Raw genomic sequence first — 13838 nt, forward strand, 5'->3', positions numbered from 1 at the left:
CCCGCCTTAGTTCTCTTGGTTCTGCGGCGGCAGGGCGGCGATCATCGGGTGGTCCGTGTGGGTGTTGCCGACCTTGGCGGCCCCGCCCGGGGACCCGAGGACGTCGAAGAATTCAACGTTGGCCTTGTAGTAGTCGGCCCATTCCTCGGGGGTGTCGTCCTCGTAGTAGATGGCTTCGACGGGGCAGACCGGCTCGCAGGCCCCGCAGTCCACGCACTCGTCGGGGTGGATGTACAGGGAACGCTCACCCTCGTAGATGCAATCGACGGGGCACTCTTCAATACATGCCTTGTCTTTGACATCTACACACGGCTGCGCGATTACGTACGTCACGTCCCTGGCCTCTCCACGTTGGTTCCGGCGATGGCCGGTTGACTGCTCCCGGCCTGAGCGCCGGGCTGCTGACTTCTGAGCCTATTATCTCCCGGCCCGTTCCCGCGAACCTAGCCGGGCGTCACACGGGTCCGCACTATTGAATCTACCGGACCTAGGATGAACGGGTGAGTTCCTCGATGCCTGTGCCCCAAGAGTTCCTTGCCGCCGCCGAGCTTGGGACCCGGGTGGTGGTCCGCTACCAGGTTGAAGGCGGGCTGACCGACGCCCTGGGTGAGCTGGTGGCACGCACCGACCTCGGATGCACCATCCGCACGCGCCGCACCGACGTCGTGGTCCCGCTGGCGCTGGTGGTGGCCGCCAAGCAGGTCCCGCCAGCCCCGCCCCGCCGCGCGCCGCGCCCGCCCGGTGGACATGCCCTCCCCTGATCTTCACCAACGGACATATGGCCACTATGTCCGTTCCCGGCCGCACCCGCTGGACATGTCCCTGCGGTCAGGCCGGCAGCAGTTGGACATGTCCGGTGCTAGGCCGCAGCGGAGATCCTGTTGAGCGCGTCGCGGACCATGGCGATGAACTCGTCGGGCCGGTGCAGCAGTAGCGGATAGCTCACCACCAGCGTCGGGATGCCGAGCCGGGTTGTGACGTTCCACCGGCGCCGGTCCTCCTCGAAGCTTGCCCGGTCCATGTGGAAGCCCGCCCCGTCGGTCTCGATGCCAAGCCGGCCGTCGACCATGAGATCAAGGTGGCCCATCCCGGGGATGTTGACCTGGGACTCCACCTGGAACCCGGCCCTGCGGAGCCAGTACCGGGCCATGCACTCGATGATCGACTGTGACTGCGGGACGATCATGGCGGCTATACGTCGCTGCCTCGCATCGTTGCGGCCAGCCAGCCGCTGCCGGAGCCCGGCGAGGGGCAGTCCCTTGAGGACCACCGCGGACTCGGCAACGACGAGGCCGTCGAGGTCCGGCAGGCACCGCAGGCTCTGCACGACGGTGTCCAGCAGGGTGGGCGGCGCGGCGGACCGGTGGCAGACGAAGCCGGGATAGCTTCGGCTGTGCGCGACCGAAATATGCGGCTGCCCGGGCGGTTCGAGCACCCAGAGGCCCCGGAACTGGGCAGCGGTGACACATGCGGGCTCCGCCGGCAGCGACCGGATGGAGATGAGCTCGGCGTCGGCCCCGGGGGCTGCGTAAACGCCGCGGGCCACGCGGGAGACGGCACCCCGGGCAAGGGCCGACTTGAGCCGGAAGTCCGAGACGCCCGCGGCGGCGAAATGTTTGGCGCGGGCGACGCCGTCGTAGTTTGAAAGCACTTCAGTGACATTGACCATGCGGACATCGTGGCGCCGATGGCTCAGGCGGGAACAGGGCCCCGCCCCGCTATGTGCAAAAGGGCATGCTCTGCGTTGCGGGCCGGTCGGGGACCTGTCCGCCGTCCGGGCTGTGTCTGCCCCCGGCCGGCACTGGGCATGTCCCGGGGCGGAGTGCGGAAGATGGACATGTCCCTGGCTGGGTCGGAGCGAGCAATGGGCATGTCCGGCGGCGGGTGCAGCGGATGGACACAGTGCCTTTATGCCCACGCGCGGCAGCCAGGAATGGGCATGTCCCACCGGGCGGGGGTGGGGTGGGGGCGGGGGCGGGGGCGGGGCGGCTCGGGCTAGGGCTGGGGCAGGGCTGGCCGGTAGCGCCGGCACCAGGCCAGCATGCCGACCGTGACCAGCGCGATGCCGTAGATCCATAGATTCCCGGCCAGGTCTCCGATGATGAGCCGCTTGCCGTTCTCCAGCGTGGACCACCATCCCGCCAGCGCGTAGCAGAGGACTCCGCAGGCCGCCGTCGGGAGCACCGAACGGAAGGCGGCACCGAGCCACAGCTCCACGGCGCCCAGCAGCACCAGCGCGGCGACAGCACCCCACGGCACCCCGACACCGGCGACCAGAACGTCCTGCCGGTGCAGGGCGGTGCCCGCCAGGGCAACAAAAAGAGCTGCCGGTACGGCGGCGGCAATACCGCCTGCCATACCGGCAGCTCCCTTATTCATCTGAATCTGTTGTTCCAGCGCAGGACGCGGGGACTAGACCTTCGCGCGGGCCCGGTTGGACTTGGCACGCTGGTTGACGTCCAGGATGAGCTTCCGGATGCGGATCGACTCCGGGGTCACCTCGACGCACTCGTCTTCGCGGGCGAATTCGAGCGACTCTTCGAGGGTCAGGTCACGCGGAGGCGTGAGGTTCTCGAAGGTGTCCGAGGAAGCGGCACGCATGTTGGTGAGCTTCTTTTCCTTGGTGATGTTGACGTCCATGTCGTCGGCGCGGGAGTTCTCGCCGACGATCTGGCCTTCATAGACCTCCGAGGTGGGCCGGACGAAGAAGGAGCCGCGTTCCTGCAGGTTGATCATGGCGAACGGCGTCACAACACCGGCGCGGTCGGCGATCATCGAACCGTTGGTGCGGTATTCGATCGGGCCGGCCCAGGGCTCGTAGCCCTCGGAGATGGACGCTGCAATGCCGGCGCCGCGGGTGTCCGTGAGGAACTTGGTGCGGAAACCGATCAGGCCACGGGCCGGAACGATGAACTCCATGCGGCACCAGCCGGTGCCGTGGTTCGCCATGTTGGTCATGCGGCCCTTGCGGGCAGCCATGAGCTGCGTGACGGCGCCCAGGTACTCTTCCGGCACGTCGATGGTCATGTGCTCCATCGGCTCGTGAACCTTGCCATCGACGAGCTTGGTGACAACCTGCGGCTTGCCGACGGTCAGCTCGAAGCCTTCGCGTCGCATCTGCTCGACCAGGATGGCCAGCGCGAGCTCGCCACGACCCTGGACTTCCCAGGCATCCGGGCGCTCGGTCGGGAGCACCTTGATGGAGACGTTACCGATCAGTTCCTTGTCGAGGCGGTCCTTGACCTGGCGGGCCGTGACCTTGGCGCCCTTGACCCGGCCGGCCAGCGGCGAGGTGTTGATACCGATGGTCATCGAGATGGCCGGATCGTCAACAGTGATCAGCGGCAGCGGCTGCGGGTTGTCGACGTCGGTCAGGGTCTCACCGATGGTGATTTCCTCGATACCGGCAACGGCGACGATCTCGCCGGGGCCGGCGGACTCGGTCGGGACGCGGTCCAGGGCCTTGGTGGCCAGCAGTTCGGTGATCTTGACGTTCTTCATTTCGCCGTTGGCGCGGGCCCACGCAACGGTCTGGCCCTTGCGGAGGGTGCCGTTGTAGATGCGCAGCAGTGCCAAGCGGCCGAGGAACGGGGAGGCGTCCAGGTTGGTGACGTGCGCCTGCAGGACACCGTTCGGGTTGTAGGTCGGTGCCGGGATGTGCTCGATGATGGCCTGGAACAGCGGCTCGAGGTCCTCATTTTCCGGGGCGGAGCCGTCGGCGGGCTGCTCGAGGGATGCACGGCCAACCTTGGCGGCGGCGTAGACAACCGGGACGTTGAGGATCTTGTCCAGGTCCAGGTCCGGAACTTCGTCGGCGAGGTCGGAGGCCAGACCGAGGAGCAGGTCCATGGACTCGTGGACGACTTCGTCGATCCGGGCGTCAGGACGGTCGGTCTTGTTGACCAGGAGGATCACCGGCAGGTGCGCGGCGAGGGCCTTGCGGAGGACGAAGCGGGTCTGGGGCAGCGGGCCCTCAGAGGCGTCAACGAGGAGTACCACGCCGTCGACCATCGACAGGCCGCGCTCGACCTCGCCACCGAAGTCGGCGTGGCCGGGGGTGTCAATGACGTTGATGGTGATGGTCTCGCCCTTGGAGGACGGTCCGTTGTAGGCCACCGTGGTGTTCTTGGCCAGGATGGTGATGCCCTTTTCGCGCTCGAGGTCACCGGAGTCCATGACACGGTCTTCGAGGTGGTTGTGTGCGGCAAAGGAGTTGGTCTGCTTGAGCATGGCGTCGACCAGGGTGGTCTTGCCGTGGTCAACGTGGGCCACGATCGCGACGTTGCGCAGGTCACTGCGCGATGCAGTGGCTACCGCAGTGTTGGTGGTGGTTTCAGACATGCGTTATTGCTCGATTCAGTGGTGAAGTCAACTGTTGTATCGCGACATTTCCAACCGGAACGCACGACGGATACGCCCCTTTGGCACAGGGCACCTTCATCCATTCTAAACGCTTGGGCATTTATTGGCCTAAAATCCCTCAATCCCGGCAGACCGGCCGGGGTAGTCAGGGCGGGAGATTGGGCTTCGACTGTGAGGAATCTCACTGGATTTTCCGTCTTCCATGCCCCATCATTGCTGGGACAGCTGCAGCCAAACCGGAGACATCAATGCGAAACGCCCCGGCCCTGTCCCGCTTGGTCGCACCGATGATCGCCGTAGGGGTCCTTGTTGGCGGCTGCGGGCAGGCCCCTTCACCCCGAACCGCCGATGCCGGATCCACCGCCGTCCACGGCCTTTCCGCCCAGACCGCGCCTGCGCCGGCCGGAGTCCCCGGCGGGCCTGCAGCCGCCGGCTCCCAGGGGCACCGGGAACTGACCCAGGCAGCCGCCCCGGGAAGCATACCGGCGGGCACCATCCACCGGAATCCTGCCAACGGCCGCGACGAGGTGGTTGTGGCCGACATCGCCAGGACAGCGGTGCTGATCGGCGATTCCCAGTCCGAGCCCGCCGGTTCCTGGCCCCGGAGGGCACTGGCCGGTCTGGGCTACGCGGTCCACTTCTGCGGCGGGGGCGGTACGGGCTTTGTCGCATCCAACGGCCCCACCGGAAATTACATCGACGCACTGCAGCGCGGCGACTGGCTGCTTCCCTCCGGTTCGCCGCCCCTGGTCCTCATCGAGGGCGGCGGCAACGACGCCGCCCTCGGCGCCACCGACCAGCAGATCCTGGCCAACGCCGAAAGGCTGATCACCAGTGTCAGGCAGCGCTACCCCGAGGCACGGCTTGCCATGGTCGGGACCCTCGCCCGTGGCGCCGCCAACGGCGGGGGCCGCCGCACCGAGGTCGACGCGCTGCTGGGCACGGTGGCTGCGCGGCATTCAATTCCCTTTGTGGGCGTCGGAGACTGGCTGACGCGCCACAACCTCACGAAACTGATGGCCGACGGCGTCCACATGAGCCCCGGGGGGCACGCCGCGCTGGCCGGACTGCTGGCCCGACGGCTGGACGAATTTGGCCTCCGGACCCCGAACCCCGGGCCGGCGGAACCCGCGGCCGGCGGCTGAGCGCCGCCCACGGTCCTTAAGCGGCAAGGAGCCGGTGCCCGCCCCAAGGGGCGGACACCGGCTCCTGTGTCATTCAGCCATGTTCAGCTCACGTCAACAGCTCAGGCGACTTCCGGGGGAAGCATCAGGCGCGCACCCGGGATGGCGGTGAGCAGCGCCTTGGTGTAGTCCTGCCGCGGCGCGTCGAAGACGTCGTCGGTTGAGCCTGTTTCAACCAGCTTGCCCTTCTCCATGACGCACACGTGGTCGGCGATCTGCCGGACCACCGCAAGGTCGTGGGTGATGAACAGGTAGGTCAGGCCCAGCCGGGACTGCAGTTCCGCGAGCAGGTTCAGCACCTGGGCCTGCACCAGGACGTCCAGGGCGGACACGGCCTCGTCGCAGATAATCACCTCGGGGTCCAGGGCCAGGGCCCGCGCGATCGCGACGCGCTGGCGCTGGCCGCCGGAGAGCTCGTTCGGGTACCGCTGCATGGTGGACTGCGGCAGTGACACCTGGTCCAGCAGCTCACGGACCTTCTTCTCACGGCTGGCCTTGTCCCCGATCTTGTGGACGCGCAGCGGCTCCTCGATGGTCCGGTAGATGTTGTACATCGGATCCAGGGAACCGTACGGGTCCTGGAAGATCGGCTGCACCCGGCGGCGGAACGCGAAGATCTCCTTGCGGTTGAGCGCGGAGGTGTCCACGCCGTCGAAGATGATCCTGCCGGAGGTCGGCTCCAGCAGGTTCAGCACCATCTGCGCCACGGTGGACTTGCCGGAACCCGATTCGCCCACGATCGCCGTCGTCGTTCCGCGCTTGACGCTGAAGGAGACGTCGTCGACGGCGGTGAAGTCGGTGGACTTGCCGAACCCGGAGCGCAGCTTGAAGACCTTGCTCAGGTTCTGGATCTGCAGCACGTCTTCGGTCATCGCCGGTTCAACGGCCACGGCCCCGGCGGGGGCCAGCACCTCGTCCGTCGCGACGCCGAGTTCCTTGGCCACCTGGATGCGCCGTGACGCCAGCGACGGCGCCGAGGCCACCAGCCGCTGGGTGTAGGGGTGCTGCGGGTTCTGCAGCAGCTCCAGGGACGGGCCGGCCTCGACGACGTTGCCGCGGTACATGACCACGACCTTGTCGGCACGCTCGGCGGCGAGACCGAGGTCGTGGGTGATGAGCAGCACGGAGGTGCCCAGTTCCGAGGTCATCTCTTCCAGGTGGTCCAGGATCTGGCGCTGCACCGTGACGTCCAGGGCCGACGTCGGCTCATCGGCAATGAGCAGGCGCGGCTGGCAGGACAAGCCGATGGCGATCAGTGCGCGCTGGCGCATGCCGCCGGAGAACTCGTGCGGGTACTGCTTGGCCCGACGGGCCGCGTCCGGCAGCCCGGCCTGCGCCAGGACCCTGGCGACGTCGTCCGGGCCGCTCGGGCGTCCATTGGCCTTCAGCGTCTCCTTGACCTGGGCGCCGATCTTCCAGACCGGGTTCAGGTTGGACATCGGGTCCTGCGGGACCATGCCGATGATGTTGCCGCGCAGTTCGATCATCCGCTTCTCGGTGACGTGCGCGATGTCTTCACCGTCGAGCAGGATCTGCCCGCCGGCGATGCGGCCGTTGCCGGGCAGCAGGCCGATCGCGGCCAGGGCGGTCGTGGATTTGCCGGACCCGGACTCGCCCACGATGGCGACCGTCTCGCCGGGCATGATGGTCAGGTGGGCGTTGCGCACGGCTTGGACCTCGCCGCTGCCGGTCTTGAACGAGATCGCGAGGTCGCGGATTTCCAGCAGTGGCCTGTCGGCCGGGGTTCCGGCCTCGTGAATGCTGACGTCGGAAGTTGTCATGTGTGCCTCCTTCATCGCTGGCGGCTCTTCGGATCGAGGGCATCACGGAGGGCATCGCCCAGCATGATGAAGCTCAGGACAGTGATGGACAGGGCTGTTGCCGGGTAGAGCAGCACAGCCGGGTTGGTGCGGATGGAAGCCTGCGCGGCGGAGATGTCGTTGCCCCAGGACATCACGGAGCCGGGCATGCCGATTCCGAGGAACGAGAGCGTGGCTTCGGCGACAATGAAGACGCCGAGTTCCATGGTCGCGAGCACAATGATCGGCGCCAGCGCGTTCGGGAGCACATGGCTGACCAGGGATCCCAGCCGGGAGACGCCAAGCGACCGGGCTGCGGTCACGAAGTCGGCGTTGCGCACCTCGATGACGGCGCCGCGGGTAATGCGGGCCATCTGCGGCCACCCGAGCACCACCAGAACAAGGACCACCGTCCACACTCCGCGGTTTTCCCGCATCAGCGGAAGCTGGGTCAGGACCAGAGCGCCGAGGACGATCGGCAGGGCGAAGAAAATGTCGCCGAGGCGGGCGATCACCGTATCCACCCAGCCGCCGAAGAATCCGGCCAGGGCCCCGAGGGTGACGCCGATGACCAGGACCGAGATCACCGAGAACACACCGACCATCAGCGAGGCCTGGGTGCCGTGGATGATGCGCGAGTAGATGTCGCAGCCCTGGAAGGTGAAGCCCAGCGGGTGTCCCTCGGTGGGTGCACCGTTGGAGTTCGCCAGCACGCAGCCGTTGTCCGGGGCGACCTGGGTGAAGAGCCCGGGGAAAAGCGCCACCACGATGATCAGCGCGATCATGACCGCGGAAATGATGAAGAGCGGACGACGGCGGAGCTTGCGCCAGGCGTCGGCCCAAAGGCTCAGCGGGGCGTCGTCGACCTTGACGGCATCCGTTGCCAGCAGGGGGGTTTCCTCGACCGGCGCAACAAAGTGCTCAATTTTTCGATTAGTTTTCATAGCGGATCCTCGGGTCAAGCCAGGCGTACAGCAGATCGACCAACAGGTTGGCGAGAACAAATACCAGCACCAGGACGCTCACTATGGCGACCACGGTGGGGCCTTCACTTCGGAGAATGGCCTGGTACAGCTTCTGGCCAACGCCGGGGACATTGAAGATGGCTTCGGTCACGATCGCGCCGCCCATCAGGCCGCCCAGGCTCGCGCCGAGGTAGGTGATAACGGGGATCAGCGAGTTGCGCAGGACGTGGGTCACCACCACTTGGCGGCGGGCCAGCCCCTTGGCGGTGGCGGTGCGGACGTAGTCGGCGTTCATGTTCTCGATGACGGAGGCGCGCGTCAGCCGCAGCACGTAGGCGAAGGACACCATGCCGAGGACAATTGCCGGCAGGATCAGGCTTCCCCAGGTGACATTCGAACCGACCGTGGGTTTGGCCCACCCCAGCTGGACACCGATCAGCAGCTGCAGCGCGAAGCCGAGCACGAAGGTCGGAATGGCGATCACGACCAGCGAGAGCACGAGGACCGTGCTGTCGAAGATACCGCCCTTGCGCAGACCGGCGACGAGGCCGAAGGCGATGCCGAAAACGCCCTGGATGATGAGGGCTTCGATGGCGAGCATGGCCGTCACCGGGAAGACCCGGCCCAGGGTGGCGGCAATTGGCTGGCCGGTGAAGTCGACGCCGAGGTTGAAGGTGAAGAGGTTCTTGAGGAACAGCCCGTACTGGATCCAGAACGGCTGGTCCAGATTGTACTGCTGGCGCAGCTGCGCGATGACGGCCTCGCTCGGCGGGCGGTCGCCGAAGAGCGCACGGATGGGGTCGCCCGGGAGGGCAAAGACCATGAAATAGACGAGCAGGGTGGTTCCGAGGAATACCGGAATGACCTGCAGCAGGCGCCGGAGGATGAACTGGATCACAGCCGCGCCTCCGGTGGGATGGTGGAACGAAGGGGAATCATGGGGACAGCTTCCTGCCGGTTTCAAGCATATGGGGGTCCGGCAAGGCCGGACCCCCAAGCTTTGGTGATGTGGAAATGAGTTCCGCAGAACTCAGGAACTACTTGGCCGTGATGGCCCAGTACTGCAGAACGCCGTTCCAGCCGGAGTCAACGTTGCTGACATTCTGGCTCCAGACAGCCTGGCGGGCGGAGTACCACAGCGGCAGGTTCGGGAGGTCCTTGAACAGGATCTCCTGGGCCTGGGTGAACTTCTTGTTGGCGTCGTCCGTGGACTTGGCGCCCAGGCCTTCGGTGAGCAGCTTGTCGAACTCGGGGTTCGAGTAGCCCTCGTAGTTGGCGCTGGCGCCGGTCTTCAGGAGCGGTCCCAGGAAGTTGTACAGCGACGGGTAGTCGGCCTGCCAGCCGGCGCGGGTCAGGCCCGGGAGCTCCTTGGCGGAGCGCAGCTTCAGGATTTCAGCGAACTTGGCGAACGGCTGGCCTTCGGCCTTGATTCCCAGGTTGTTTTTGAAGTTGTTGGCAACGGCGTCGATCCATTCCTTGTTGCCGCCGTCGGTGTTGTAGGCGAGCTGCAGGGTCTTGTCTGCGGGCCACGGGCTGATGGCGTCAGCCTTGGTCCAGAGGTCCTTCGCCTTGGCGGCATCGAACTTCAGGACCTCGGATCCGGCAACGTTTTCGTTGTAGCCGTCAACAGCCGGGGAGGTGAAGTCCTTGGCCGGGATGCGGGTGCCGGAGAAGATGACCTTAGTGATTTCCTCGCGGTTGATCGCCATGGAGAGCGCCTGGCGGCGCAGCTGGCCTGCTTCGCCCTGGAACTCCGGCAGATAGCCCGGGATGTTCAGGGTGGAGTTGCCGGCGTACGGCTTGTTCAGGTTGTTCTCCGGGAAGTCCATGGTGTAGGTCGTCAGGGCGTTCGTGGGCAGAACGTCCGTCACGTCCAGGTTGTTGGCCTGGATGTCCGTGTAGGCCGGGGCCGGATCGGTGTAGAACTTGAAGGTCACGCCGCCGTTTTTGGCTTCGCGGGCGCCCTTGTAGTCGGCGTTCTTGACCAGGGCGATCTGGCTGTCGTGCTGCCAGGCGCCTTCCTTCTCCATCTTGTACGGGCCGTTGCCGACCGGGTTCTCGCCGAACGCCTTCGGGTCCTTGATGGCGTCGGCGGGCAGCGGCATGAAGGCCGAGTAGCCGAGGCGCAGCGGCCAGTCGGCCTCGGGCTGCGTCAGCTTGACCTCAATGGTGGCGTCGTCCTTCAGGACCAGGCCGGAGAGGGTCTCGGCGGTGGGGGCGGGAACTTCGGTTTCCTTGCCGTCCGCTCCCGCCTGCTTGGTGGTGGCGCTGACGGCGTCGTAGCCCTCGACGGACTCGAAGAAGCTGCTGTTGCCCTGCGCATTGGTGCTCAGCGCGGCAAAGTTCCAGGCATCAACGAAGCTCTTGGCGGTGACTTCCTCGCCATTGGTGAACTTGGTGCCCTTCTTGACCTTGATGGTGTAGTTCTGGCCGTCCGGGGACTCGATGGACTCGGCCAGGGCGTTGACCGACTTGCCGCTGGGATCGTAGCTGGTCAGGCCCTCGAAGAGGAGCTCGACGACGCGGCCGCCGTAGACTTCGCCGGTGTTGGCGGGCATGAGGGGATTCTGCGGTTCGTTGCTGTAAGCGGTGATGACCTTGTTGGGGTCGCCGGCAGCCTGGCTGGCACCGTTTGAGGTACCGCCTCCGGCGCCGCATCCGGTCAGGGCGAGGGCGGCGATGGCCACCATGCCCAGTGCTTTGGAAGTGCGCGAAAAACGCATTCCGCCTCCTAAGAGTTGTGGGAGTTCGTGAGGGAAAAACTTATGCTTCCCCGCAGGCAGGCACAGAGATATCCCCTGTGACGTGGCCTACATATACGAGTAGCCTAACCCCCGAATGTCCAGATGGTGGAACTCTGTTGCCAAACCGTGACCCAACTAAAACCGTGACCGAGATCGTCAAGTCCGATGTATTTCAGGTCACACGCTACCGGCTGGTAATATTCGCCGCCGGGCAGTCCCGGTTAAGGGGGCTTAACTCGTTCCGGCCTCCAGCAATTGGGCGCGCAATTCACGCCGCTCGCGCTGTTTTTCCGGATCCGGCAGCGGCACCGCGGCCAGGAGGCGCTGGGTATAGGGCTCCTGCGGATTGCGCAGGATCTGGTCCCTGGTGCCCTGTTCGACGATGCGGCCGCGCTGCATCACGCAGATCCGGTCCGCCAGCACGTCGACGACGGCAAGGTCGTGCGTGACGAAGAGGCAGGCAAAGCCGAGCTCCTTCTGCAGGTTCTGGAACAGGTCCAGCACCTTGGCCTGCACGGACACGTCCAGTGCCGAGGTGGGCTCGTCGGCGACCATCAGTTTCGGCTTGAGCGAAAGGGCCCGCGCGATGCCAACCCGCTGCTTTTGCCCGCCCGAGAGCTCGTGCGGGTAGCGGTTTCGGTAGTTCCGCGGCAGTTCCACCTGGTCCAGCAGCGCCTCGATCCGTTGCTGCAGCTCGGCACCTTTCGCCACCTTGGCAAGGAACATCGGCTCGCCGATGCTTTCGCCGATCGGAAGCCTCGGATTCAGCGACGAGGACGGGTCCTGGAACACCATGCCGACGTGGCGCCGCATCTCGTGAAGCTGCCGGCCGTTCCTTTTTGCGGCGGAAATATCCTGGCCGACGACCTTCATGCTGCCGGCCGCGACCGGCAGCAGACCGACGGCGGCGCGGCCGATCGTGGTCTTGCCCGACCCTGACTCCCCCACCAGCCCGACAACCTGTCCCGGATAGATGACCAGGTTGGCGCCCTCCACGGCGCGGAAGGCGGGAACGCGGCCCTGTTTGGGGTACTCGATGGCCACGTCTGTCAGCTCCAGCACCGGCTGGCCCTGCGGTATTGCGGCCCGGGCGCCGGCCAGGGCCTCGGCGTTTTCACGCTCGCGCCGGAGCAGCTGCTCCTCCGGGATGGAGGCGAGCTCGACCTTGGTGGCGGCGGCGAGGGCTGCGGTGACGTCCACTTCCTCGGCGGAACCCGCTCCGCCCTGGCCAAGGTGCGGAACGGCAGCGAGCAGGGCCTTGGTGTACTCGTGCTGCGGGTTGTGGAAGATCTCTGCCGCCGTGCCGGTTTCCACGATCACACCGCGGCGCATCACGGCGATCCGGTCGGCCAGGTCGGCCACGACGCCCATGTCGTGGGTGATCAGGACGATGGCGCTGTCCAGCTTGTTGCGCAGGTTGCGCATCAGGTCCAGGATTTCCGCCTGGACCGTCACGTCGAGGGCTGTGGTGGGCTCGTCGGCGATCAGCAGCTTCGGGTCGCAGGAGAGGGACTGGGCGATCATCGCGCGCTGCCGCTGGCCTCCGGAGAGCTGGTGGGGGTAGGACCGGAAGGCCTTCTCCGGATCCGGCAGTTCGACGAGCTCGAGCATCCGCAGGGCCCGCAGGCGGGCCTCGTCGGGAGAGACCTCGCTGTGCAGCCGGACAGTCTCCACGATCTGGGAGCCCACGGTGTACACCGGGTTCAGGGCGGTCATGGGCTCCTGGAAGATCACGGCCACGTCCTTGCCGCGGACGGCCCGGATGTTCGCCTCGTCCGTCCCCAGCAGTTCCTTTCCGGCGAGCTTGACGCTCCCGGTCACCCGGCTGTTGCTCGGCAGCAGGCCCAGCAGTGCCATGGAGCTGGCACTCTTGCCCGAGCCGGACTCCCCCACGATCGCCAGCACTTCACCGGCGCGCACCTCATAGTTCAGGCCGATGGCGGCAGGCACCCACTTTTTATCCACACCGAAGTCGACGCTCAGGCCGCGGACCTCCAGTACGGGTTCGCTCTTTCCTGGCGCAGGGGTGAGGGCCGGATCGAGGGTGATGAAGTCAGTCATGATGGGGCTTTCCTTCCACCCGGGCCGCCGGTCCACCGGGGATTAGTGCTGCGGCTCGGAATACTGAATTATGGGGGGCATGAGCTCTGCGCCGCACGCCGGTAACGTTGAAACCTTCAAGGCCCGAACGAACGCGTGGTTCGCCTGGCTGTCCTGGGCGGTCGCCGTTCTCGGCATCGTCGTCACGACGGTGACCGCCGGTCCGGCGGCGCTGGCCGGAACGGCACCGCTGCTGCTGGTCGCGTTCCTGGGCTGGCAGCTTTTCTGGATGCCCGCCGTTGTGGTGCACGACGGCGGGGTCACCCTCGAGAACCCGTTCCGGTCGGTCCAGGTGCCCTGGGAGGCCCTGGTGCATGTCGACACCCGCTTTGCCCTCACCCTGGTCACGGCACGCAGGAGCTACGTGGCCTGGGCGGCCCCGGCGCCGGGCATCTGGGGCGGACGCAATGCCCGCCCGGAAGACCTCCGCGGCCTGCCGGCAACCACGTACGGTCCCGGCCAGTCCGTGCGGCCCGGGGACCTGAAGTCCACCGACTCCGGCCAGGCAGCCCGGCTGGTGCGGGAGCGCTGGCATGACCTGGTGGAGAGCGGCGACCTGGCCGCCGGCGATGCCGCCACCACACCGGTGAAAGTGAGCTACCGCTGGGCGGCGGCCGCCGTCGTCGTGCTGTTGCTCGCGGCCAGCTACTGGGCTGTCGCCGCCCAGTAGCCCGGCCATGCCGG

General features: G+C 66.5%; 12 protein-coding genes. 3 read left to right on the top strand and 9 right to left on the bottom strand.

The features are described from left to right. Positions 1-6: 6 nt before the first annotated feature. On the bottom strand, positions 7-333 hold the full coding sequence (gene fdxA, locus ASPU41_RS00090) for a ferredoxin (protein ID WP_024367604.1): 327 nt from the start codon (positions 331-333) through the stop codon (positions 7-9). A 167-nt stretch (positions 334-500) separates the two neighbouring features. Here fdxA and ASPU41_RS00095 point away from each other — a divergent pair, with 167 nt between their 5' ends. Beyond that, entirely contained in the window at positions 501-761 is a 261-nt protein-coding gene (locus ASPU41_RS00095; RefSeq protein ID WP_231941122.1) for a putative acetyltransferase, read from the top strand. Positions 762-859: 98 nt separating this feature from the next. On the opposite strand, the gene ASPU41_RS00100 is transcribed toward ASPU41_RS00095, so the two are convergent. From ASPU41_RS00100 to typA, 3 genes are all read right to left on the bottom strand, one after another. Further along, positions 860-1669, bottom strand: a complete 810-nt coding sequence (locus ASPU41_RS00100) for a type IV toxin-antitoxin system AbiEi family antitoxin domain-containing protein (RefSeq protein ID WP_069949177.1) — start codon at positions 1667-1669, stop codon at positions 860-862. Positions 1670-1995: 326 nt separating this feature from the next. After that, positions 1996-2358, bottom strand: coding sequence for a hypothetical protein (locus ASPU41_RS00105; RefSeq protein WP_231941123.1), 363 nt, complete (start codon positions 2356-2358; stop codon positions 1996-1998). Positions 2359-2412: 54 nt separating this feature from the next. Continuing rightward, complete coding sequence (typA, locus tag ASPU41_RS00110) at positions 2413-4341, bottom strand: translational GTPase TypA (protein WP_069949179.1); 1929 nt, start codon at positions 4339-4341, stop codon at positions 2413-2415. Between the two features lie 269 nt (positions 4342-4610). On the opposite strand from typA, the gene ASPU41_RS00115 reads away from it, so the two are divergent. After that, positions 4611-5507: an SGNH/GDSL hydrolase family protein gene (locus tag ASPU41_RS00115; protein WP_069949180.1), complete on the top strand. Its 897-nt coding sequence runs from the start codon at positions 4611-4613 to the stop codon at positions 5505-5507. 101 nt (positions 5508-5608) lie between these two features. Here the strand turns inward: ASPU41_RS00115 and ASPU41_RS00120 are convergent, their stop codons facing one another. From ASPU41_RS00120 to ASPU41_RS00140, 5 genes are all read right to left on the bottom strand, one after another. After that, on the bottom strand, positions 5609-7327 hold the full coding sequence (locus ASPU41_RS00120) for an ABC transporter ATP-binding protein (protein ID WP_069949181.1): 1719 nt from the start codon (positions 7325-7327) through the stop codon (positions 5609-5611). A gap of 11 nt (positions 7328-7338) precedes the next feature. Then, positions 7339-8289 carry an ABC transporter permease gene (locus ASPU41_RS00125; protein WP_069949182.1) on the bottom strand — a complete coding sequence of 317 codons (951 nt, stop codon included), beginning with the start codon at positions 8287-8289 and terminating at the stop codon, positions 7339-7341. After that, a complete protein-coding gene (locus ASPU41_RS00130) occupies positions 8279-9208 on the bottom strand; it encodes an ABC transporter permease (protein WP_069949183.1) in 930 nt (309 codons plus the stop codon). Before ASPU41_RS00130 ends, ASPU41_RS00125 begins: the two co-directional genes overlap by 11 nt. A 139-nt stretch (positions 9209-9347) precedes the next feature. Continuing rightward, on the bottom strand, positions 9348-11033 hold the full coding sequence (locus tag ASPU41_RS00135; protein ID WP_069949184.1) for a peptide ABC transporter substrate-binding protein: 1686 nt from the start codon (positions 11031-11033) through the stop codon (positions 9348-9350). A gap of 252 nt (positions 11034-11285) precedes the next feature. Further along, positions 11286-13115 (bottom strand): ABC transporter ATP-binding protein, encoded by a 1830-nt coding sequence (locus ASPU41_RS00140; RefSeq protein ID WP_069949185.1) that lies wholly within the window; start codon positions 13113-13115, stop codon positions 11286-11288. Between the two features lie 79 nt (positions 13116-13194). On the opposite strand from ASPU41_RS00140, the gene ASPU41_RS00145 reads away from it, so the two are divergent. Continuing rightward, on the top strand, positions 13195-13824 hold the full coding sequence (locus ASPU41_RS00145; protein ID WP_069949186.1) for a PH domain-containing protein: 630 nt from the start codon (positions 13195-13197) through the stop codon (positions 13822-13824). The last annotated feature ends 14 nt before the right edge of the window (positions 13825-13838 follow it).

This window comes from Arthrobacter sp. U41, assembly GCF_001750145.1.
Taxonomy (GTDB): Bacteria; Actinomycetota; Actinomycetes; order Actinomycetales; family Micrococcaceae; genus Arthrobacter.

Coding starts and splice junctions, on each gene's coding strand:
- ASPU41_RS00120 (WP_069949181.1), bottom strand. CDS start 7,327: ATGACAACTTCCGACGTCAGCATTCACGAGGCCGGAACCCCGGCCGAC.
- ASPU41_RS00100 (WP_069949177.1), bottom strand. CDS start 1,669: ATGGTCAATGTCACTGAAGTGCTTTCAAACTACGACGGCGTCGCCCGC.
- ASPU41_RS00140 (WP_069949185.1), bottom strand. CDS start 13,115: ATGACTGACTTCATCACCCTCGATCCGGCCCTCACCCCTGCGCCAGGA.
- typA (WP_069949179.1), bottom strand. CDS start 4,341: ATGTCTGAAACCACCACCAACACTGCGGTAGCCACTGCATCGCGCAGT.
- ASPU41_RS00145 (WP_069949186.1), top strand. CDS start 13,195: ATGAGCTCTGCGCCGCACGCCGGTAACGTTGAAACCTTCAAGGCCCGA.
- ASPU41_RS00115 (WP_069949180.1), top strand. CDS start 4,611: ATGCGAAACGCCCCGGCCCTGTCCCGCTTGGTCGCACCGATGATCGCC.
- ASPU41_RS00135 (WP_069949184.1), bottom strand. CDS start 11,033: ATGCGTTTTTCGCGCACTTCCAAAGCACTGGGCATGGTGGCCATCGCC.
- ASPU41_RS00125 (WP_069949182.1), bottom strand. CDS start 8,289: ATGAAAACTAATCGAAAAATTGAGCACTTTGTTGCGCCGGTCGAGGAA.
- ASPU41_RS00105 (WP_231941123.1), bottom strand. CDS start 2,358: ATGGCAGGCGGTATTGCCGCCGCCGTACCGGCAGCTCTTTTTGTTGCC.